Here is a 21,006-nt window from a genome sequence, read left to right as displayed (position 1 = left end):
CGCGCACCTTCTTTCCTTACCTCCCGCCGGCCGCTTCCTGCGCAGCGTTCGCCGTCATCTTGAAGATGCCGGTGGCGTTGCCCGCATCGAAGCGCAGGTCCGTTTCCCAGCGGCGCGTCTCGCGCTCGAAGCTGCGTTTGCGCGTGATGAATTCGTAGAACGAACCCGGCACCTTGCGCGTGACCAGCTCGCCGTTGGCGGCACGAAACGGGCGCTCCACGGTGTCGGCGCGGTAGGCCGTCTGGAACACGCGGCCCGAGCGCGAACGCTCCACTTCGGGCTTCATCGGCCGGCCCTTGGCTTTTTCGTCGTCGGACAGCCGGAACACGTCGGCCACGCGGTCGGTCGCGTGATTGAAGGCGTTGCCTTCGGTCGAGATCCAGGCCATTTCGGCCGATTCGAGCAGGATCGTTTCGTAGTCCGATTCGGACGGCACGTCGTGGTGGCGTGCGAATGCGCCGACGATCACCGGCAGCAGCGCTTCGGCCGCCTCGATCGGCAGCGCGCCGTCGCGCTCCAGTTCCGACAGTTGCGACACCGCGAGCGGCGTCAGCGGATCTTTCGAGGTACTGACGATGCGGGTGACCGCCTGCTGGAATTCGGCCGAGAAGCGCTCCGGGTGCAATTCGCTGACGAAGAACTGCGCGATTTCGTCCGGTGCATCTTCGTGCGCGTAGGCGCGGCCCGTCATCTTGAGCTTGTCGAGCGGGTAGCGGCCGTTCAGCTTGAAGCCGAGCGGGCGCAGGATGCGCGTGAACGCCGCCTCGCCCGGCGGCAGCGCGCCGTTTTGCGCCCAGCGCACCGTGCGCAGCGCGCCGTGATCGAAGAACACCGAGCCGCCGTTGGCGATCGTTTCGCGCGTGTAGATGCGGCCGTTTTCCGAGCGCTGCAGCAGATCCTCGAACAGCGCCATGTTCATGGCCTGCGCCAGCTCCGCGCGCGTGACCGTGCCGTCTTCCCAATCGGCCAGCAGCGCCGGGGCGTTGAGGGTGGAAAACAGGGCGTCGGTCTTGTCCTGGCCGAGCAGCCGGGCCAGAAGCCGCTCTACATTCGCATTGCGCATCGCGTATCTCACAGTGCCGTTCCGCCTTGCGGCGAGGGAATCGAGGGGAAGGGGCGGCCCGCCGATGCAGGCCGAATCTTGCGTGATCAGCATTATTGAGGCGCTTGCATGCCTCGTAAAGCGAGATTAAATTGCCAGTTGATGACTTTTATGAACAACCATGCGCAAATTCAAGATCCCCAACCTCAGCGCGTTGATGGCCTTCGAAGCGGCGGCGCGGCATGAGAGCTTCACCTATGCGGCGAAGGAGCTGTTCCTGACGGAAAGCGCCATCTCGCGCCAGGTGGCCACGCTCGAATCGCAGATCGGCGTGCGCCTGTTCGTGCGCTCGAAGCAGCGCGTGGTGCTGACGCGGGCCGGGCGGCTGTACGCCACGCAGGTGCGTCGTTCGCTGGAGACGCTCGACCGCGACACGCTGTCGATCATCGCGCACGGCAGCGGCGGCGGGTATCTCGAACTGGCCGTGCTGCCCACCTTCGCGTCGCAATGGCTGATTCCGCGCATGAAGGATTTCAACGATCGCGCGCCCGACGTGCGGGTCAACATGGGCGTGCGCACCGAGATGTTTCCGTTCGAGGAAACCCACTTCGAGGCGGCGATCCATTACGGCAAGCCGAGCTGGCCGGGCACCACGTCCGATTACCTGTTCGGCGAGGAAGTGGTGCCGGTGTGCTCGCCCGCGCTGTTGAGCAAGCCCGTCAGGAAGCCGCACGAGTTGCTGAACTACCCGCTGCTGCATTCCACCACGCGCCCCGATGCGTGGCCGCGCTGGTTCGAGAACTTCGATATCAAGAATCCCTTGACGATGCAGGGCGTGCGCTACGAGTTGCACACCATGCTGATCGCGGGCGCGGCGGCCGGGCTCGGCGTGGCGCTGGTGCCGAAGTTTTTCGTCGAAGGCAAGCTGGAGCAGCTCGGCGTGGTGATTCCGTTCGATGCAACGTTCCCCGTGCAGTTTTCCTACTACCTCGTCTATCCGACCGAGTTGAGCCACGGCCGGCCGCTGGAGACGTTCCGGGGCTGGCTGCTGGAGCAGGCCGGCGCGTACAACGCCGTGAGCGGCTGAGCGGGCCTGCGAGATTCGGAATGTCCCGATCGGAGATTTTGTTTCCTATCGGAAATTGTTGGGCTAGTATCGGGCGAATCGTTATGACTCGTCGCGGCAGGCCATGGAAGACATTCTGGTGGTGGGCGCAGGGATCATCGGCGCGAACGCCGCGCTGAACCTGACGGCAAGGGGCTTTCGCGTTCACCTCGCGGACACCGGCGAGCCGGGGCGCGGGTGTTCGTTCGGCAATGCCGGCATCATCGCCGTCGATCATGTCGCGCCGTTGGCGAGCCCCGACACGCTCGCGGGCATGCCGCGTATGCTGTTGCAGGCCGACAGCCCGCTGAAGCTGCACAAGCGCGGCATGCCGAGGATGGCGCCGTGGATGGCCGCGTTCGCCCGGCAATCGCTGCCGGCGAATTTCCGACGCAATACCGAATCGCTGGCCAGCGTCGTGACGATGGCCGCCGCCGCCTGGCGGCGCTTGCTCGCGCAGCCGATCCTGAACGACCTGTATCGCGACATCGGCTCGCTCTACGTGTTCGAGAGGCCGGCCGACGCCGGGCAGGAGCGCCGGCATCTGCGCCTGCTCGATCACCATGGCGTGGCCTATCGCAACCTCGACGCGGCGCAGGTTCGCCGCGACTACCTGCCGACGCTGACCGAGCGGATCAGCCACGCGCGGTATTTCCCCGGCATGGCGTCGATCACGAATCCGAGGCTGGCCGTGGTGCGGATTGTCGATGCCGCCATCGCCGCCGGCGCGCGGTTCGTGCAGGCGCCTGTCAGTGAGATTCGACCGTTGGGCGATGGCCGCGTCAGCGTACGCATCGGCGGCGACACGCGGCAGTTCGGCAAGCTGCTGATTGCGGCGGGCGCAAGCAGCGCGGCGCTGACGCAAACGCTCGGCTTCCGGATTCCGCTCACGCGAGAGCGCGGTTATCACGTCCAGCTTGCGCAGCCGTCGGGGGCGGCGATTTCGGTGCCGGTCAGCTTCGTCGAGCGCGGTTTTACATGCAATCCGATGCAGGACGGCATCCGGCTGGCCGGCACCGTCGAGCTTGGGCCGCCCGAGGCGCCGGACTGGCGCCGCGCGGAGATGCTCGCGAGGCAGTTCGGCGCGCTGTTCCCGTCCGAGCCGCGGCCCGAGATCGCGACGCGCTGGTTCGGCGACCGCCCGACGCTGCCCGATTATCTGCCGATGATCGACGCATTGCCGGTGGTGCGGAACGTGTTCGTCGCCACCGGGCACCAGCATCTGGGCCTGACGCTCGGCCCGCTGACCGGCGAGCTGATCGCGCAGCGGATGGCCGGCGAAACGCCTGCCGTCGATCTGACGCCGTTCCGCGCCGGCCGTTTCTGATGGCGGTCATCGCTGGCGCGAGCCGTTCTTCTTCTTCCACGCGATCAAGGCAACCTCGATGAGTTCGATTCCCGTGTTCGACGCCGCGGCAACGGCGGCGCTGCTCGATTTCAAGACGCTCGTGGATGCGCTGGCCGAAGCCAGCGTGCAGCACGAGGCCGGCGAGATTCATTCGCCCGTGCGCGTCGGCGTGCCGCTCGGCGCCGAGGGCGTGCTGCTGTCGATGCCGGCGAGCGCGCGCGACGTGGCGATCCACAAGCTGGTGAGCGTCGCGCCCGGCAACGCGCAGCGCGGCCTGCCGACGATCTTCGGCACCGTGACCGTGTGCGACGGCGAGACGGGCCGCCCCGAGTTCATCCTCGATGGGCCGACCGTCACCGCGCGCCGCACGGCGGCGTTGTCGATGCTCGGCGTGCGCGTGCTGCATGCGTCGCAGCCAAAGGCGATGCTGATCGTCGGCACCGGGCAGCAGGCGCGCGCGCACGCACTGGCGATGGGCAACCTGTATCCGGCGGCGCGGCTTTGGGTGCGGGGGCGCAGTGCGGAAACGGAGGCGGCGTTTTGCGCGCGGCTCGCGCAGCAGGGCGTGATCGTGGCGGGGTTGGCTGGCGCGGCGGCGGGCGGTGGCGCGATACCGGACGAGGTCGATACGGTCGTCATGGCGACGACCAGCAAAGTGCCTGTGTATACCGAGGCTGCCAGGGAGAACCGGCTCGTGATCGGCGTGGGCGCGTTCACGCCCGATGCGGCGGAGATCGGGGCGCAGACGATTCGCGCAAGCCGCGTGTTCGTCGACGACCGGAAGGCGGCGCAGGCCGAGGCCGGTGACCTGATTCAGGCCGGGGTGGATGGGTCGCAGGTGTGCACGATCGGCGCGGCGGTGCGCGACGGTGTGGAGCAGGGCGGGGCGGTGGTGTTCAAGACTGTGGGGAGCGGGGCGTGGGATTTGGCGGCGGGGCGGGTGGCGCGAGGGGCTCGGCGAGTGACGTGAGTCAACATGGGTGTTTTTAGTGGTGCGGCGCGCTTGGGACACGCTTGCTTTTCCAAATTCCTTACCATAAAGTAAGGAGTAAAGGAGGTGTCGCCATGACAACAGCAACGATGACTTCAAAGGGCCAGGTCACGATCCCGGTGGACGTGCGCAATCAGCTTGGTCTGGAGTCCGGCGACCGGATCGAATTCAGCTTCAACGAGGCGACCGGCCGGTATGAGGTCTATCCCGTCACGCAATCGCTGGCGTCGCTCAAGGGTATCGTGAAGAAGCCCGCAAAACCGGTGTCGATCGAGGACATGAACATGGCCGTCGCGCAGCAGGGAGCATCTGCGCGATGATCGGACTGGATACGAACGTGCTGGTCCGCTACTTCGCCCAAGACGATGCCGCGCAGTCGAAGAAGGCGACCATGCTGATGGAGTCGCTGTCGGCCGAGCGGCCGGGGTACATTTCGCAAATCGCGCTGGTCGAGGTCGTGTGGGTCCTGGGGCGTTGCTACGGCGTCGAGCGCGAACAGATGAAAAATATCATCGACTCGATGATCGCCACCAAAGAACTGGTGGTCGAAGGTGCGGACACGGTGCGAAAGGCACTTCGCGTTTTCGTCGCGTCGCAGAAGGCGGATTTCGCGGACTGCCTGATCGAGCGGTCGGGGCATGTTGCGGCGTGTGAGTACACGGCTACGTTTGACGTGACGGCCTCGAAGGTCGCGGGGATGCGGTTGATCAAGTGAATCGTGGCGTGAGCCGATCGGCGGCAATACCCGCCTCTCCGGACAAATCGAGGGCGAGGCAACTTGCCAGGATTCCCGGAACCCGGCGTGTGCGCCGGTTCAAGTCGGCAAGGAGCACGGCAAGGTTTCAACGCGAAGCACGCAGCATGCGTGCTCCATGAGCCGACTGCCGGACCCTGGAAAATTCCAATCCAACGCATTCGGCTAATCGAGGGGCAGTCAGTCATTTTGGGCACGTGCGAGCCGAACTCCACCCGCTTGATCTCCCTCCACCTCCCCCACCCCCTCGACACCGCCGCGCCCCGCCGACCGCCTATACTTCCGGAAGCCGGGCTTCCGTCCCGATTTTGCAGATGGCATTCTGCTGTCGTCACAACGGTACTCAGCATGTCCAGCATTCAGAAAAACCCGCCTGAAGCATCCCGTCCCTCCGTCGCGCAGCGGCTCGGCGGCGCGGCCCGCTCGCGTCGCACGAAGCGCGTGGCGATCGGCATCGTCGTGTTCCTGGCAGTGTTCGGCCTGCTCGGCTTCTTCGCCGCGCCGCCGCTGATCCGACATCTCGCCGAACAGCAACTGAGCCGCCAGCTCGACCGCCCGGCCAGCATCGCGCGCATCTCGCTGAACCCCTACACGCTGCGGCTCGAGGCCGACGGCGTGCACCTCGGCGAGCGCAGCGGCCAGGGCGCGTTCGTCGATATCGGCAAGCTCACCGTGCGCGCGGCGTGGTCGTCGCTGCTGCGCGGCGCGCCGATCGTCGACGAAGTGCGCATCGATTCCCCGCGCTTCCATATCGTTCGCTACGACGCGCAGCGCTTCAATTTCAGCGATATCGTCGACAAATTCTCGAAGCCCTCCTCCACGCCGTCGTCGTCGGGGCCGGCGCGTTTCTCGGTGTCGAATATCCAGGTGACGAACGGGCGCATCGATTTCGACGACCGTCTGCTCGGCGCCACCCACACGATCGATCAATGGTCGCTCGGCGTGCCGTTCGTCGCCACGCTGCCGTCCAAGACGAACATCTTCGTGCAGCCCACGCTGAAGCTGCGCCTCGATGGCAGCCCGATCGCGATCGACGGCAAGACCAAGCCGTTCGCGCAGTCGCGCGAGTCGGAAATCAACCTGAAGTTCGATGGCCTCGATGTGCCGAAGCTGCTGTCCTACGCGCCGGCGAAGTTGCCGGTGGAGGTGACGTCGGGCCGGCTGTCGAGCGATCTGGCCGTGCGCTTCTCGATCGATGGCGATGCGCCCGCGCTGCGCGTGTCGGGCACCGTCGACCTGGCCGATGCGAACGTGACCGATCCTGCCGGCCGGCCGTTGCTCGCCGCGCAGCAACTGCATCTTGGCGCCGCGTCGCTCGAACCGCTGCGCAACGTGCTGCATTTCAGCGAAATTCGTCTCGTGAAGCCGGTCGTCACGTTGTCGCGTGATGCGGCGGGCGTGTTGAACGTGCAGAAGCTGGCGGCGTCGCAGCCGGGCAGCGCGGCCGACAAGCCGGTGGCGGCGTCGGCCGGTGCGGCCAGCGCAGCCGCCGCGACGAAACAGGCGGCCAAACCCCAGCCGCTCGATCTCACGGTGGCGCGCCTCGCGATCGACGACGGCACGATCCACGTCAGCGACGCGTCGGTCGCGCCCGCCGCCGCGCTCACGCTGGCGAACCTCAAGACCACGTTGTCCGGTTTCACGCTGCAGGGCCGGCAGCCGGCGAAGTTCTGGGTGTCGACCACGCTGGCACAGGGCGGCGCGTTCAGCGCGGCCGGTGCGTTCAGCCTCGCCCAGCAGCAGGCGGGCGGCCATCTGACGCTCGACGCGCTGGCGCTGCCGGCGCTCGCGCCGTATCTGTCGGGCGCGACCTCGGCCAAATTGATCGACGGCAAGCTCGGTGCGTCGGTCGATGCGTTCGCCGATTGGTCGAAGGCGCCGTTCGCGGCGAATGTCGGGCCGAGCACGCTGACGCTGAGCGCGCTGAAGGTCGGCGCGCCGTATGCGAAGGCCCCGGTGCTGACGTTGCAGAAGGCGACGGTGAACGTGCAGCGCATCGACGTCGGCGCGCGCAATGCGCAGATCGCCAGCGTCGACGTCAACGGCCTCGCCGTGGATGCGGCGCGGCTCAAGAATGGCGATATCGACTTGGCCTCGCTGGTCGCTCCCGCCAAGCCCGCACGGCCGGCCGAGAACGCCAGGGGCGGTAATGCCACCGCCTCCGAGCCGTGGCATTACCGCATCGGCGAACTGAACCTGACCGATTCGAAGGCCGGTTTTACCGATCTGTCCACGCCGCGCCCGGTCAAGCTGGCGCTTGCGCCGCTGCAGGCGAAGGTCGGGCCGATCACCGACGACCTGTCGAAGCCGTTGCCGCTCTCGTTGCGCACCACGCTGAATCGCAAGGGCACGTTCGCGGTCACGGGCGACATCACGGCCACACCGCTCGACGCGCACCTGCGCATCGACGGCAACCGGCTCGACGCGGCGGCCTTCGAGCCGTATTTCGGCGGCGTACTGAATGCCACGGTCGCGAGCGCGCTGCTCAATGCGAAAGGCAACCTGGCGGTGTCGCAAAACAAGGCGGCGACGAAAGTGGCGTATCGCGGCGACGTCGCGCTGGTCGACGTGCGGATGCTCGACAAGGCCACCTCCGATCCGTTCGCGGGCTGGCGCTTGCTGGGGCTGTCGAACCTGAAGGCGAACTACGACAGCGCGCAGGGCTTGGATGTCGATGCCGCGCGGGTGACGTTCGCGAACTTCTACGGCCGCGTGCTGCTCGATGCGCAGGGGCGCCTGAATCTCAGCGACGTGGTGGCCAAGCAAACCGGCCCGGCGCAATCGCTGACTCGCGACGCGAGCGGCGCGGAGCCGGTGCCGCTGTCGCCCGGGGCAGCGAGCGCGGCGTCGGTTACGGCATCGGCCGTGGCGGCGGCGAGCGCGCAGCCGGCGTCGGGGGCTGCGTCGAAGGCGGCGGTTGCCGCCGCCGCAACGAACGCCGCCAGCGCGCCGCTGCCCGCCTCGGTGCCGGTCGTGGTCAAGGCGGCCGAGCCGCCGAGCCAGCCGGTGCGAATGCGCTTCGGCGAGCTGGTGCTGCAAGGCGGCCGAGTCACCTACACCGACAACTTCATCAAGCCGAACTACACGGCGGATCTGGTCGATATTCAAGGCACGGTGGGCGCGTTCGGCACCGAATCGCGCGACAGCGCGCCGGTGGACGTGGCAGCCGGCCTCGAAGGCAACGGCCCGATCTCGATCAAGGGCACGGTGAATCCATTGATCGCGAAGCCGGCGCTGGACCTGACGGCCTCGGCGCACGGCATCGAGCTGACCAACCTCACGCCGTACTCGACCAAGTACGCGGGTTATCCGATCACGAAGGGCAAGCTCAACGTCGATCTGCATTACCAATTGGCCGACGATCAACTGAGTGCCAACAACCACGTCTTCATCGATCAGCTGACGTTCGGCGATCACATCGATAACGACACGGCCACGCGCTTGCCGGTGCGGCTCGCGATTTCGCTGCTGAAGAATTCGCGCGGCGAGATCGATGTGAACATTCCGGTGTCGGGGTCGCTGTCGAGCCCCGAGTTCAGCGTGAGCGGGCTGATCTGGCATGCGGTGCTGAACCTGCTGAAGAAGGCCATCACCTCGCCGTTCTCGCTGCTGGCCAGCGCGTTCGGCGGCAACGGCGAGGAACTCGGCTACGTCGAATTCGCGCCGGGCCTCGCCACGCTGACGGATGCCTCGAAGCAGAAGCTCGACACGATCTCCAAACTGCTGGCCCAGAAGCAATCGGTCCGGCTCGATCTGACCGGCCGCGTCGATCCCGCGCGCGACCTGCCGGGCCTGCGCGAAGCCTATGTCGAACGGTTGGTGCGTCAGCAGAAGCTGAAGGGTGTGGTGGGGCAGGGCGAGAGCGTCGATCCGATGACCGTCAAGGTCGCGCCGGACGAATACCTCAAATACCTGACCGAAGCCTACAAGGCGGCCGATTTCAAGAAGCCGCGCAACCTGATCGGCATGCAGAAGACGCTGCCCGAGTCCGACATGAAGCAGGCGCTCGAAGCGCACGCGCCGGCCGACGACGCCGGCCTGCGCGCCCTCGCGCAGCAGCGCGCTCAGGCCGTGCGGCAGTATCTGGACGGCAAGGTCGATCCGGGCCGCATGTTCATCGTCGCGCCGAAGCTCGATGCGAAGGGCATCGAAGACAAGGGCGCGACCACGCGTGTGGATTTCGGCCTGCAGTAAGCACGGCGGCCTGCGCCGCCAGCGCGGGCAGGCCGCCGGTTGATATGGGGCCGGCAGAAAAACCGGCTCGCCATGAAAAACGCCCGCGCATGCGCGGGCGTTGTCTATTGCGGCGGCTCGGCGGCGGCAACTGCCGCTACCGTCGCACGCACACCGTTCAATGTGCGTCGGCCGAGGCCGGCTCGCGCTTGGCGAGTTCCTTGCGCGCGGCGAGCGGAATGCGCGGGTCGTCCCAGGTACTCAGCCATTCGATCTCCTTCGCGGTGAAGATCTGGCCGTGATTGCGCAGCGTGTATTGCAGCGAATCGATGATGTGATTGCGGATGATTTCCGGCGTGCGCGTGTCGTCGAGCACGGAGCGGAACGCCTCTAGCGTGGCCATCGTCGGGCTCCGGTGAAGTCAGGGATAACCCTGTTATCGCACGTCAATAGTCGTTCGCCAAGCCGAAAAAAATTGTCTGAGGCATAGGGGGGCGAATGCGTGCCGCAGCGCGCCTCAGCGCAACAGCTTGCCGGCCGCCTTGCCGCGCGCGAGGACCCAGCCGTTCAGCCCGGCGCACAGCACCAGCAGCGCACTGGTCACGAAGAACACCGCGTGCAGGCCCACGTGCGCGCCGATCTGGCCGCCGAGCAGCGGCCCGACGACCTGACCCGAAAATTGCGCCGATTGCAGGTAGCCGAGCACGCTGCCTGAGGAATGCTCGTCCACGGCGTGCCGCACCAGCTTGGCGATCGACGGCAGCAGCCCCGCCAGCGACATGCCCATCGCGCCGCGCAACAGCGCCAGTTGCCACCAGTGCGTGACGAACGCTTGCGGCAGCATCACGAGGCCGGTCACGAGCAGGCAGCCGATGATGACCGGCCAGCCGCCCACCCGGTCGGCCAGGCCGCCGAGCCTTGGCGCGGTCAGCATGCTGCCGAACGCCGAGGCGGCCATCACGATGCCGGCGGTACGCGCCAGATCGCCGTGCGGCACGCCGAGCTGGCCGATATACACGGTGATGATCGGTTCGATCGACATGTTCGCCAGCAGCACCATCATCGCCGTCAGCAGCAGCACGCCGAGCGCGGCGCGGCGGCCGGTGTCGGTCTGGGCGGGCGCATTCGCTCCGCGCGATGCCTTGGGGCGCACGTCGCGGCCACGGTCGAAGTTTTCGCGCACCAGCAGGATCGTCGCGGCGGCGGCCACCGCGATCACCGCGCCGCCCACGAAGAACGTGCCGCGAATGCCGACCAGCGCCGGCAGGAAGCCGCCCACCAGCGGCCCGATCAGGTTGCCGGCCAGCGCACCGGTGGACAGCACGCCGAGCGCCCAGCCGGCGCGCTCGCGCGGCGCCTGGGTGCCGACCATCACGATCGACGCCGATGCGTAGCCGCCGATCAGCCCGGCCGCGAGCCGCAGCGCCACGAGCTGCGTGATGCTGTGCGCCACGCCGATCAGCGACATCACCACCGCCATGCCGATCGCGGCGCGGATCAGCATCGGTTTGCGGCCGTAGCGGTCGGCGAGCCGGCCCCACAGCGGCGCGGTGATCGCCGTGCCGAAGAAGGTTGCGCCGAACGCCACGCCCGACCATTGCACCACGGCGGCCGGCGACGCCACGCCGAGCTGCTCGACGTACAGCGGCAGGAACGGCAGCAGCATGCTGAGGCTGACCAGCGTGGTGAACGAGCCGAACACGCAGACGGCGAGATTGCGCTTCCAGTAGCGCGCGTTGCGTTCGGCATAGCCGCCCGCGCCGGCGCCGGCGGGCGCGGCGGTCGGTTCGGGGCGAGGTGCGGGCGTGGCGGCGGGGCGGGACATGGGGGCGGATCTCCAGGGCCGGTCGGACGATGGAATGACGGTAGGCGGCGAATCAGTCGCGGCGCGCGGTGGCGGCGGCGACGATATCGATCGCCAGCGCCAGGATCATCGCCGCGGCGCCGATCACGAACAGCATGCGGAAGTCGCCGCCGCTGTGCGAGAACACGAACGACAAGCCGTAGGCGGCCAGCGCCTGGCACAGCGCGAAGCCGACCGTGGCGGTGCGCCATGCCGGGTCCTGCTGCGTGGGATGATGGGCGAGCAGCTCGTGCAGGCGGCCGAGCATCAGCGGCACGGTGCCGGTCACGAACGCCCCCACCACCACGCTCGACAGCATCAGCCACACGGCGCCCAGGCCGAGCGCCGGGATTGCCACGCCGCCGATTTCGAGCACGAAGGCGAGCCGCAGCGCGTTGCCGAAGCCGATCCGGTCGGCGAGCGCGCCGGCCAGCACCGGCCCGAGCGTCGCGCCGATGCCGAACAGCACCCAGTATTGCGCGCCCACCTGCAGGCTTTGGCCGAGCCCGCGCGTCACGTAATCGACCAGGAAGATCATGTGCGGCACCCAGCCGGCCGCGTTCAGCGCGTATTCGGCGTAGAGCGCGCGCAGCGTGCGCGTGGCCTTGACCGGGCGATGCTGCACCGGCCTGGCGTGAGGCGCGGCGTCGCGCGGCCAACCGGTCCAGCCGATCGCGGTCAGCGCCAGCGACAGCACGCCGAGGCCGAGCCACGCATCCTGCAGGCTGCGTTGCAGCAGCAGCGGCACCACGGTGCCCGAGGCGATCACGCCGACGCCCACGCCCATGAAGATCACACCGCCCGCCAGCCCGCGCCGCGCCGCCGGCACGTGCTGGAGCACGGTGGGCGCGGCCAGCACCATCAGCGCGCCGCCGGCCACCCCGGCCAGGAAGCGCCACGCGAAGAACCAGCCGAACGACACCGGAAACGCGCAGGCCGCGAACGCGAGCGTCGCCAGCAGCATCATCGCGCGCAGCGTGGCGGTGACGCCGAATTTCGCGGCGGCCTGGCGGCCCGCCAATGCGCCGGCCAGATACCCGGCCAGGTTGGCGGCGCCCAGATAGGCGGCGAGCGCGGGCGCGAACCAGTGCGCATCGACGATCGCCGGCAGCAGCGGCGTGTACGCGAAGCGCGCCAGCCCGATGCCGATCAGGCTGGCGCAGAAGCCGGACAGGGTGGCCCGGGCGACGCTCACGCCGCGCGCCGCGCGCGTGGCGTGAGCGGAGGAGTCGGCGGCGCGTTGCATGGCACGGGTTCCTTCACTCGATTCGATAGCGGGAGGTTACGCGCCATCACCGATCCACAGAACTGAATTGTCGAGATAGGGGCTATCTTCAATTCAGATAGCTGTTATGCTGAATTCTCGTTTCCCGGCGCGCCGGGCGCGTCGCTACAATCGTGGCGTCGATCATCCTTTGCGGCGGCATGGCCGTCATCGATCATGGACCTGGCCGATCTCAAGACTCTCGAAGCCGTTGCCCGTCACGGCAGCATGAACAAGGCGGCGGCCGAACTGCACACCGTGCAGTCGAACGTCACCGCGCGCATCCGCTCGCTGGAAGACGAACTCGGCGTGACGCTGTTCCAGCGCCATGCGCGCGGCGTGACCGTCACGCCGGCCGCGCAGCGGATGCTGCCGTTCGTCGGCAAGATCGCGCAGTTGGTGTCCGAGGCGCGCTCGGCGGCCACCGACACCGGCGAGCCGTCCGGCACGCTCACGCTCGGCACGCTCGAAACCACCATGGCGCTGCGCCTGTCGCCGTTGCTGACCGAATTCGCGCGCACCTGGCCCGATGTGCGGCTGGTCGTCAGTTCGGGCACCACCGCAGGGCTCATGCAGGACGTGATCGACTACCGGCTCGACGGCGCGTTCGTGGCCGGCCCGGTCAAGCATCCGGCGCTGTATGTCGAGCCGGTGTTCGCGGAAGAGCTGGTGCTCGTCACCAGCCCCGCGATCCGTTCGCTGAAGGAGCTGGCCGGCCAGCGCGACCTGAAGACGGTGGTGTTCCAGGCCGGCTGCTCGTACCGGCAGCGGCTCGACGCGTTCCTGACCGGGATCGGCGTGGTGGTGGCGAAGCCGCTCGAATTCGGCTCGCTCGACGCGATCGTCAACTGCGTGTCGGCCGGCGTGGGCATCACGCTGCTGCCGAAGGGCGTGGTGGCCGACGCGGCCACCTCGGGCGACGTGGCGCTCCACCGCTTGCCGCGCGAGCTGGCGCACGTCGAAACCATGTTCGTGCGCCGTGAGGATACCTATGTATCGAGTGCGATGACGGCGTTCCTGGAGATGGCCAAGCGCATTTACCGGCAATCGACGCTGCCGCCGGGGCGGGTGCGGCGCGCGGCCGAGCCGCACACCACGGCCGCCTAGGCGCCCGGCGCGGCTGGCCGATTACCTCGCATGTAATTGGCCGGCCGCGCGCGCGACCCTAAGCTGGGTTCATCGCGCGGCAGCCCGCCGCGCGGCGAACCCAGGAGCCACCATGTCCCACTTTCCCGTTCATACGCTCGCCTCGGCGCCGCCCGCTTCGGTGGCCGCCCTCGAACAACTGCACGCCGCGTTCGGCACGATTCCCGCGATCGCTGGCGCGATGGCGGGTTCGCCCGTGTTGCTCAACGGCTTCGTCGGCCTGTTCGCCAGCGTGCATGCGGGCAGCTTTTCGGAAGCCGAGATCCAGACGCTGCTGCTGACCAACGCCGTCGCCAACCGCTGCGAATGGGCGGTGGCGTTCCATAGCGCGCTGGCGCTGCAACAGGGCGTGCCGCAAGCCGATGTCGATGCGATCCGCGTGGGCGGCGCACCCGGCGATGCACGGGCTCGCGCGCTCTCGACGCTTGCGCGAAGGCTGATCGAGACGCGTGGCCGCATCGAGAACGCCGAACTGCAACGCTTTCTCGACGCAGGCTTCGCGCCCGCGCAGGTGCTCGAAGCGATTGCCGTGGTGGCCGCCTCGACCGTCACCAACTACACGGGCAGTGTCGCGCAGCCGCCGCTCGATGCGCCGTTCGACGCCCATCGCTGGCACGCCCCGGCGTAAGCCGGTATCGTGCGGGCATCGCTTCGCAGGACTGATCGATATGGATTTCATCGCTTCCGCGCCCAAGAAACGCCCGCCGACCGCGCTCGGCGATCTGCTGCGCCATTGGCGCGACGTGCGCGGCGTGAGCCAGCTCGATCTGTCGTACGAGGCCGGCGTGTCGCAGCGGCAGATCAGCTTCATCGAGAGCGGCCGCAGCGTGCCGGGGCGGCAGACGCTGCTCGATCTCGCGCAAACGCTGGACGTGCCGCTGCGCGAGCGCAACGGCCTGCTGCTGGCGGCCGGCTACGCGCCGCTGTTTCCCGAGACGGCGTGGAATGCGCAGGAGATGCAGGCCGTCGCGCGCGCCGTCGATCGGATGCTGCGGCAGCACGAGCCATTTCCGGCTATTGCGATGGACCGCTACTGGAACGTGTTGAGCACCAACGCCGCCGCGCCGCGCCTGTTCGGGCGCTTCGTCGATCTGGCGGCGCGCCCGAGCCCGCGCAACCTGCTGCATCTGCTGTTCGATCCGCAGGGCTTGCAGCCCTTCGTGCACGACTGGCCGCAGGTGGCCTGCGCGATGCTGCAACGCGTGCAGCGCGAGGCGGTGGGGAACGTCGTCGACGACGGCACGCGGCAGTTGCTCGATGCCTTGCTCGCGTATCCCGGCGTGCCGGCGGATTGGCGGCTGCGCGGTGCGCCCGCGCAGTCGGCGGCCGTGCCGGTGATTCCGATCGGTTTCGAGGTCGACGGCAGCGTGGTCGAATACTTCTCGATGGTGGCCACCGTCGGCACACCGCAGAGCATCGCCGCGCAGGAGTTGCGCATCGAGAGCATGTTTCCGGCGAACGATGAAACGGAGGCGTGGCATCTCGCGCAGATGGCGGGGTGATCGTTGCGCGCCACCAATGACAACACCCCGAAGGCCGGACTCGCGTCCGACGCTTCGGGGTGCAGATGACATCAGCGGCCGCGATTCGGCCGCTTATCGGCGCCGCGCGCTCAGGCTTTCTTTTGCAGGCGGAACGCGTGCAGCAGCGGCTCGGTATAACCGCTCGGCTGCTCGCGGCCTTCGAATACGAGCGCCGTGGCGGCCTTGAACGCGAGCGACTTGTCGAAGTCGGGCGCCATCGGCTGATAGCTCGGGTCGCCGGCGTTCTGCTTGTCCACCACGCGCGCCATGCGCTCCAGCGTTTCGCGCACCATCTCCGGCGACACCACGCCGTGGCGCAGCCAGTTCGCGATGTGCTGGCTCGAAATGCGCAGCGTCGCGCGGTCTTCCATCAGGCCGACGTTATGGATGTCGGGCACCTTCGAGCAGCCGATGCCCTGATCGACCCAACGCACCACGTAACCGAGAATGCCCTGCGCATTGTTCTCGACTTCGCTGCGGATTTCGTCCTCGCTCCATTCGGCCTTCGCGACGACCGGAATCGTCAGCAGGCCGCTCAGCAGTTCGTCGCGCAGGCTTGCAAGGTCGGTCTTTTCCAGTTCCTTCTGCACCGCCTGCACGTCGATCTCGTGATAGTGCAGTGCGTGCAGCGTGGCGGCGGTCGGCGACGGCACCCAGGCGGTGTTCGCGCCGGCCTTCGGATGGGCGATCTTCTGTTCCAGCATCGCGTGCATCAGGTCCGGCATCGCCCACATGCCCTTGCCGATCTGCGCGCGACCGCGCAGCCCGGCCGCGAGGCCCGCCAGCACGTTGCTGCGCTCGTAGGCGGCAATCCACTTGCTCGACTTGATGTCACCCTTGCGCATCATCGGGCCGGCTTCCATCGAGGTGTGCATTTCGTCGCCGGTGCGATCGAGGAAGCCCGTGTTGATGAACGCGACGCGTTCCGATGCCTGCGCGATACACGCTTCGAGGTTCACGCTGGTGCGGCGCTCCTCGTCCATGATGCCCATCTTGATGGTGTTGCGCGGCAGGCCGAGCAGGCTCTCGATGCGCCCGAACAGCTCGCTGGCGAACGCCACTTCGGCCGGGCCGTGCATCTTCGGCTTGACGATGTAGATCGAGCCGGTGCGCGAGTTGAGCTTGTGGGTGCGGTCATGCAGCGCGCACAGCGTGGTGACGACGCCGTCGAGAATGCCTTCCGGGATCTCGTGGCCTTCCTGATCGACCACGGCCGGGTTCGTCATCAGATGGCCGACGTTGCGGATGAACAGCAGCGAGCGGCCATGCAGCGTGACGGTGTTGCCGTTCGTTCCGGTGTACTGCCGGTCGGCGTTGAGGCGGCGCGTGAACGTCTTGCCGCCCTTCGACACTTCTTCCGTGAGATTGCCCGCCATCAGGCCGAGCCAGTTGCGATAGAGCTGGACCTTGTCGTCGGCGTCCACCGCCGCGACCGAATCCTCGCAGTCGATGATGGTGCTGACGGCCGCTTCCATCAGCACGTCCTTCACGTGGGCGGAATCGGTCTTGCCGATCGAATCGTTGGCGTCGATCTGGATTTCGAAATGCAGGCCGTGGTGCTTGAGCAGGATGGCCGACGGCGCGGCGGCGTCGCCCTGGAAGCCGATCAACTGGGCCGGGTCTTTCAGGCCGGTGGTGCTGCCGTTCAGTTCAACGAACAGTTTGCCGTTCTCGATGCGATAGCTGGTGGAATCGGCGTGCGTGCCGTGCGCGAGCGGCGCGGCCTGATCGAGGAAGCGGCGAGCGAAGGCGATGACCTGCGCGCCGCGCTTCGGATTGTATTGGGCGGAGCGCTCGGCGCCGTTGGAATCGGGGATCGCGTCGGTGCCGTACAGCGCGTCGTACAGGCTGCCCCAGCGTGCGTTGGCGGCGTTCAGCGCATAGCGCTGGTTCGACAGCGGCACCACGAGTTGCGGGCCGGCCTGTTCGGCGATCTCGATATCCACGTTCGCCGTGGTGGCCTTCGAGCTGGCCGGCGCCGGCACGATGTAGCCGATGCTTTCGAGGAAGCTGCGGTAGGCGTTCAGGTCCGACACCGGGCCGGGATGCTCGCGGTGCCACGTATCGAGTTCCGCCTGGAGGCGGTCGCGCTCGGCGAGCAGTGCGCGGTTTTTCGGCGCCAGTTCATGCACGAGGGACGCAAAGCCGCGCCAGAAATTATCCGCCGCGATACCGGTGCCGGGCAGGGCTTCGGTTTCGATGAATTGCGCGAGATTCTCGGCAACGCGAAGGCTGTCGCGCTGGGTCATGTCCGTCATGGTCTGCTCCTGAAAGAAAAATCGGTTGGGGCGCCGCGGTCGGTCGGTGGGAAGCGGCGGCGATGCGTCTCGGGGCGAGTCGGGCCAGGGCTTGGGGCAGGGCCCGCTCAGGCGAGGGCGGCGGCGCCGGCCTTTGCGATCTGCGAATCTTCGGCCGGCTTCACGCCCGACACGCCGACGGCGCCCACCACGTGGCCGTCCACGATCAGCGGCACGCCGCCTTCGAGCGTGGTCAGGATCGGCGCGGTGACGAATGCCGTGCGGCCACCGTTGACCATGTCTTCGTAGCCCTTCGATTCGCGGCGGCCCAGCGCCGAGGTGCGCGCCTTGCCGATCGAGATTTCCGCGCCGATCGGCGCGCAGCCGTCGAGGCGCACCATGCCGAGCAGGTGGCCGCCGTCATCGACGACGGCGATCGACACGGCCCACTTGTTGGCTTCGGCTTCCGCGCGGGCGGCGGCGAGAACCCGGGTCGCGTCTTCAAGGGCGATGAACGGCTTGGTCTGCATATTAAGGATTCCTGTCTGGATATGTATGGTGTCGGCGCATTCGGCATACTGCGGACTGCGAACGGGTTGGGCGCGGCGGTTCTGGCTGCGCGGCGACCCGCTTGCCACGGTCAAGACAGCAGGTCGGAATCGACCCACGCTCTGCAACGGGGCGAAGGAAACGTATGCGTTTCTGCGTGATGGACGATTCTATCGCGCGACGATTCATGTCTGTGATGGATGTTATCCAATGTCAGGTACAAGGACTTTTTACTTTTTGTTATGGAATCGATATCCATGGCAAGCTGAGTTCTAGCGGCCGCCGCTCCGTATCGGCCGTATTCCGCTGCTTTTTCCCCTACCGCACCGGTCGTCATCACCGATCGTTTGCCGCCTTGCCTTCGCGGCGACAAACACAGGCCATACTATGTGCACCGGCTTGTCGCGTTGAGCCGTATTCAAATCCGGCAACCGATTCCCACCGGGAGGTCAACATCATGGAAAACGATCAGGCTGCATATGGTGGCCGCACCGGCGCACCCGAATCATTGCAGGCGCTGGCCGAATACCTGGAGCGCGCGCTCGACAAGGCCACCAGCGTCGTGATGATGCGTCACGCGCCGGACGTCTGCACCGTGTATCTGGGCGATCCCGCCGAACCGCGTGAAGAATTGAAAAAGATCGGCACGATTGCCGTCTCGCTTGCCGACGATATGCTCGGTTTGACTTCGTCGGGCGGCAATGACATTCGAATCGGCGATCAGCCTTACCGCTTCGTTCGCAGCTTTACCCAGATGGACGGCATGGCTGCCGTGGTCTTTTCTGCATAGGATTGATTGAACGGCGATTCAATGTGGTTGATCTGGTGTTACGGATTCCTTTAAAACGCTTTCCACCTCGAAAACATTGCGCCGGCATCGCCAATTTTCATCCGAATCCGAATGAAAATTGGCGATGCCGGATTCGATTGCCGGGCGATTCATGCCAAGGATCACGAGCCAATGTGGCGCATCGCGCACCGGATCAATGCACCGGATGTTGGCGTATGGCGTTTATCAAGGGTTATACTGCCGACGAGCGATGACGGGATTGCTCAATCGTATCAATTGCACGAAAAATGGGAGTCATAAAATGGCAGAAAATTACAAGGCACTGAAAGCGCAACTCGACGCACTCCAGGAACGCACCGAAGCCGCACGCGTTACCGAACTGGACGCCGTGATCGCGCAAATTCGTGGCCTGGTTGCCGAGTTCGGCATTACCGAAGATCAGATTTACGGCCGCAAGCGCGCGTCGAAATCGAACAAGGCCGCCAAGCCGGCCAGCACGGTTGAAGCGAAATACCATAATCCGAAGACCGGTGAAACCTGGTCGGGCCGTGGCCGCGCACCGCTGTGGATTCGCGATGCAAAGAACCGCGACCGCTTCCTGATCGCGAAATAAGCCGTTTAAAAGCATGGCCGGCGCATCATTGAACGATGCGCGAGGCTTCCCCGCGCCGCTTGGCGCGCCGGGAAACCGGAACGCCTGCGCTGCGTTCCTTGCACCGGCCGTTCGTGCCGGTGTTCCATTCCCTCTTCGTTGCACCGCTTTAAGCTTTCTTCATCGTTCCTTCGTTGTTTCTCAGTCGTTTGATGCCGATGTCTTTCTGTCGAATCAGGCGGCCCGGCCGCGTTCGCGGGAAAGATGGTCGATGCATATACATCGGCTTTAATGGCGCTGTGATGTCGAGCCCGGACGACGTCGATTTCATGTGGCGCCGTAATGATCAGATGTACTGAATTTAAGTCGGGAGATCGATCGCGTCGTTTGCACGTGCCGGCCTGGCATGCGCGTGGCTTGGCGCGACCGGGCGTTGACGACGCCGTTGCAGAGGTGGTGTCGTGGTGAGACGAATGAGCATGATTAAGCGAAAATCGAGTATTAAATAACTCTTCCTGGGCGCCTAAACTGGCTTCACCGTCACAGCAGTGACGAACCGCTCAAACCGAAACCCGAAGCAGGAGAAGCCACCATGTCCCGTCTGTCCACGATCGCCCCCGCCGATGCCACCGGCACCACCGCCGAAGTGTTCACGAAGATCCGCAAGGCTGTCGGCAAGGTGCCGAACGCCTACGCGACGATCGGCACCCATCACCCGGAAGCGCTGTCCGCCATGCTGGGTATCGACACGCTCCTCGCGGGCGGCACGCTGACGAAGGCCGAGATCGAAGCAGTCAAGCTGACCGTCAGCGAAAACGCAGGCTGTGATTACTGCCTCGCCGCGCACACGCTGGCCGGCAAGTATGCGGGCCTGTCGCCTGATGCGATGCGCCAGGTGCGTGCCGGCCAACCGACCGGTGACGACCGCCGCGACGCGCTGGTCCGCTTCGTGCGCACGCTCGTGACGACGCGCGGCACGGTGCCCGCCGACGCGTTCGACGCCTTCATCGCGGCCGGCTTCACCGAGCGGCAGGTGATCGAGGTGAGCCTGGCGATCGCCGCGATCACGTTCACGAACCTCGTGAACCGCAGCAACGATACGACGCTCGATTATCCGGCCGCCGCATCGATCGAAGCCTGATGCCGCGCAGCAAATGAAACGGGCCGGGGCACGTGGACGTCTTGTCCACCGTGCTCCGGCCCGTTAGTGACCGCTTACTTTTGAGTTTGTCGATCTGCGAGTGGCTTACTGCCCGCGTTGCGCGAGGCCGGCCTGAATCAGTTCGGTCAGCAGGCCCGTCATGCCTTCCGGATGCTCGGCTGCGCGCTTTTGCAGGTCCGCCACCAGTTCCACGTTGAGCTTGCAGGCGAACGGCACGAGGCCCTGCGCCTGTTCGATGCGGCGGCGTTCGCGCCGGTCGAGCGCTGCCGAATCGACCGCACTCTTGCCGAAGGGCGAGGAACCCGTCTGCTTCAGCGGGTTGGTCAGCTTCAATGCCTTGTTCTTTTCTAGATCCGTCTTCTTCATTGCCATCGTCGACACCACACTCTTTCGTTCAAATGGGTGCGATTGTACGCATCGGCGGGGCGCTGCGGGCGCTCTTGATGGCGCGGGGCAATTCAAAAAAATAAATCTTTTTGCGCATAAA

19 protein-coding genes are annotated in these 21,006 nt (G+C 66.5%); 12 read left to right on the top strand and 7 right to left on the bottom strand.

What is annotated here, in order from left to right; genetic code table 11:
* Positions 1 to 16: 16 nt before the first annotated feature.
* Positions 17 to 1,063 carry a DUF1338 domain-containing protein gene (locus tag AB4850_RS14100; protein WP_414440424.1) on the bottom strand — a complete coding sequence of 349 codons (1,047 nt, stop codon included), beginning with the start codon at positions 1,061 to 1,063 and terminating at the stop codon, positions 17 to 19.
* Between the two features lie 160 nt (positions 1,064 to 1,223).
* On the opposite strand from AB4850_RS14100, the gene AB4850_RS14095 reads away from it, so the two are divergent.
* The 6 genes from AB4850_RS14095 (at position 1,224) to AB4850_RS14070 (ending at position 9,434) form a co-directional block, all read left to right on the top strand.
* Positions 1,224 to 2,129: a LysR family transcriptional regulator gene (locus AB4850_RS14095; RefSeq protein WP_414440423.1), complete on the top strand. Its 906-nt coding sequence runs from the start codon at positions 1,224 to 1,226 to the stop codon at positions 2,127 to 2,129.
* Positions 2,130 to 2,232: 103 nt separating this feature from the next.
* The gene (locus AB4850_RS14090) at positions 2,233 to 3,474 is read left to right on the top strand and encodes an NAD(P)/FAD-dependent oxidoreductase (protein ID WP_414440422.1); all 1,242 of its coding nucleotides are present in this window, start codon (positions 2,233 to 2,235) and stop codon (positions 3,472 to 3,474) included.
* 58 nt (positions 3,475 to 3,532) lie between these two features.
* Positions 3,533 to 4,465: a bifunctional Delta(1)-pyrroline-2-carboxylate/Delta(1)-piperideine-2-carboxylate reductase gene (lhpI, locus tag AB4850_RS14085; protein WP_414440421.1), complete on the top strand. Its 933-nt coding sequence runs from the start codon at positions 3,533 to 3,535 to the stop codon at positions 4,463 to 4,465.
* Between the two features lie 95 nt (positions 4,466 to 4,560).
* Positions 4,561 to 4,806 carry an AbrB/MazE/SpoVT family DNA-binding domain-containing protein gene (locus tag AB4850_RS14080; protein ID WP_414440420.1) on the top strand — a complete coding sequence of 82 codons (246 nt, stop codon included), beginning with the start codon at positions 4,561 to 4,563 and terminating at the stop codon, positions 4,804 to 4,806.
* Positions 4,803 to 5,201: a PIN domain-containing protein gene (locus AB4850_RS14075; RefSeq protein WP_414440419.1), complete on the top strand. Its 399-nt coding sequence runs from the start codon at positions 4,803 to 4,805 to the stop codon at positions 5,199 to 5,201. Before AB4850_RS14080 ends, AB4850_RS14075 begins: the two co-directional genes overlap by 4 nt.
* A gap of 387 nt (positions 5,202 to 5,588) precedes the next feature.
* Positions 5,589 to 9,434 carry a DUF748 domain-containing protein gene (locus AB4850_RS14070; protein WP_414440418.1) on the top strand — a complete coding sequence of 1,282 codons (3,846 nt, stop codon included), beginning with the start codon at positions 5,589 to 5,591 and terminating at the stop codon, positions 9,432 to 9,434.
* Positions 9,435 to 9,591: 157 nt separating this feature from the next.
* On the opposite strand, the gene AB4850_RS14065 is transcribed toward AB4850_RS14070, so the two are convergent.
* The 3 genes from AB4850_RS14065 to AB4850_RS14055 all read right to left on the bottom strand — a co-directional run bounded on the left by AB4850_RS14065 (position 9,592) and on the right by AB4850_RS14055 (position 12,502).
* Complete coding sequence (locus tag AB4850_RS14065) at positions 9,592 to 9,816, bottom strand: hypothetical protein (protein WP_414440417.1); 225 nt, start codon at positions 9,814 to 9,816, stop codon at positions 9,592 to 9,594.
* Positions 9,817 to 9,930: 114 nt separating this feature from the next.
* Positions 9,931 to 11,238 (bottom strand): MFS transporter, encoded by a 1,308-nt coding sequence (locus tag AB4850_RS14060; protein WP_414440416.1) that lies wholly within the window; start codon positions 11,236 to 11,238, stop codon positions 9,931 to 9,933.
* 52 nt (positions 11,239 to 11,290) lie between these two features.
* Positions 11,291 to 12,502 carry a YbfB/YjiJ family MFS transporter gene (locus AB4850_RS14055; RefSeq protein ID WP_414440415.1) on the bottom strand — a complete coding sequence of 404 codons (1,212 nt, stop codon included), beginning with the start codon at positions 12,500 to 12,502 and terminating at the stop codon, positions 11,291 to 11,293.
* Between the two features lie 195 nt (positions 12,503 to 12,697).
* On the opposite strand from AB4850_RS14055, the gene AB4850_RS14050 reads away from it, so the two are divergent.
* The 3 genes from AB4850_RS14050 (at position 12,698) to AB4850_RS14040 (ending at position 15,168) form a co-directional block, all read left to right on the top strand.
* On the top strand, positions 12,698 to 13,627 hold the full coding sequence (locus AB4850_RS14050) for a LysR substrate-binding domain-containing protein (protein ID WP_414440414.1): 930 nt from the start codon (positions 12,698 to 12,700) through the stop codon (positions 13,625 to 13,627).
* Between the two features lie 112 nt (positions 13,628 to 13,739).
* Positions 13,740 to 14,294, top strand: a complete 555-nt coding sequence (locus tag AB4850_RS14045; RefSeq protein ID WP_414440413.1) for a carboxymuconolactone decarboxylase family protein — start codon at positions 13,740 to 13,742, stop codon at positions 14,292 to 14,294.
* 40 nt (positions 14,295 to 14,334) lie between these two features.
* Positions 14,335 to 15,168 carry a helix-turn-helix domain-containing protein gene (locus AB4850_RS14040; protein WP_414440412.1) on the top strand — a complete coding sequence of 278 codons (834 nt, stop codon included), beginning with the start codon at positions 14,335 to 14,337 and terminating at the stop codon, positions 15,166 to 15,168.
* Between the two features lie 110 nt (positions 15,169 to 15,278).
* Here AB4850_RS14040 and AB4850_RS14035 read toward each other — a convergent pair whose 3' ends face one another.
* Both AB4850_RS14035 and AB4850_RS14030 read right to left on the bottom strand, forming a co-directional pair.
* Positions 15,279 to 17,447: a malate synthase G gene (locus AB4850_RS14035; RefSeq protein WP_414440411.1), complete on the bottom strand. Its 2,169-nt coding sequence runs from the start codon at positions 17,445 to 17,447 to the stop codon at positions 15,279 to 15,281.
* A gap of 107 nt (positions 17,448 to 17,554) precedes the next feature.
* Positions 17,555 to 17,956: a heme-binding protein gene (locus tag AB4850_RS14030; RefSeq protein WP_206125649.1), complete on the bottom strand. Its 402-nt coding sequence runs from the start codon at positions 17,954 to 17,956 to the stop codon at positions 17,555 to 17,557.
* 164 nt (positions 17,957 to 18,120) lie between these two features.
* Between AB4850_RS14030 and AB4850_RS14025 the strand changes: the two genes are divergently transcribed.
* The 3 genes from AB4850_RS14025 (at position 18,121) to AB4850_RS14015 (ending at position 20,498) form a co-directional block, all read left to right on the top strand.
* Positions 18,121 to 18,765, top strand: a complete 645-nt coding sequence (locus AB4850_RS14025; protein ID WP_414440410.1) for a hypothetical protein — start codon at positions 18,121 to 18,123, stop codon at positions 18,763 to 18,765.
* 301 nt (positions 18,766 to 19,066) lie between these two features.
* Entirely contained in the window at positions 19,067 to 19,378 is a 312-nt protein-coding gene (locus AB4850_RS14020) for an H-NS family nucleoid-associated regulatory protein (RefSeq protein ID WP_414442031.1), read from the top strand.
* A 571-nt stretch (positions 19,379 to 19,949) separates the two neighbouring features.
* Entirely contained in the window at positions 19,950 to 20,498 is a 549-nt protein-coding gene (locus AB4850_RS14015) for a carboxymuconolactone decarboxylase family protein (protein ID WP_414440409.1), read from the top strand.
* A 105-nt stretch (positions 20,499 to 20,603) separates the two neighbouring features.
* On the opposite strand, the gene AB4850_RS14010 is transcribed toward AB4850_RS14015, so the two are convergent.
* On the bottom strand, positions 20,604 to 20,891 hold the full coding sequence (locus AB4850_RS14010) for a hypothetical protein (RefSeq protein ID WP_414442030.1): 288 nt from the start codon (positions 20,889 to 20,891) through the stop codon (positions 20,604 to 20,606).
* Positions 20,892 to 21,006: the final 115 nt, after the last annotated feature.

It is taken from the genome of Burkholderia sp. 22PA0106, assembly GCF_047497155.1.
Lineage (GTDB): Bacteria > Pseudomonadota > Gammaproteobacteria > Burkholderiales > Burkholderiaceae > Burkholderia.
Note: the sequence above shows the minus strand (reverse complement) of the source record. Positions and strands in the feature narration are given on the sequence as shown.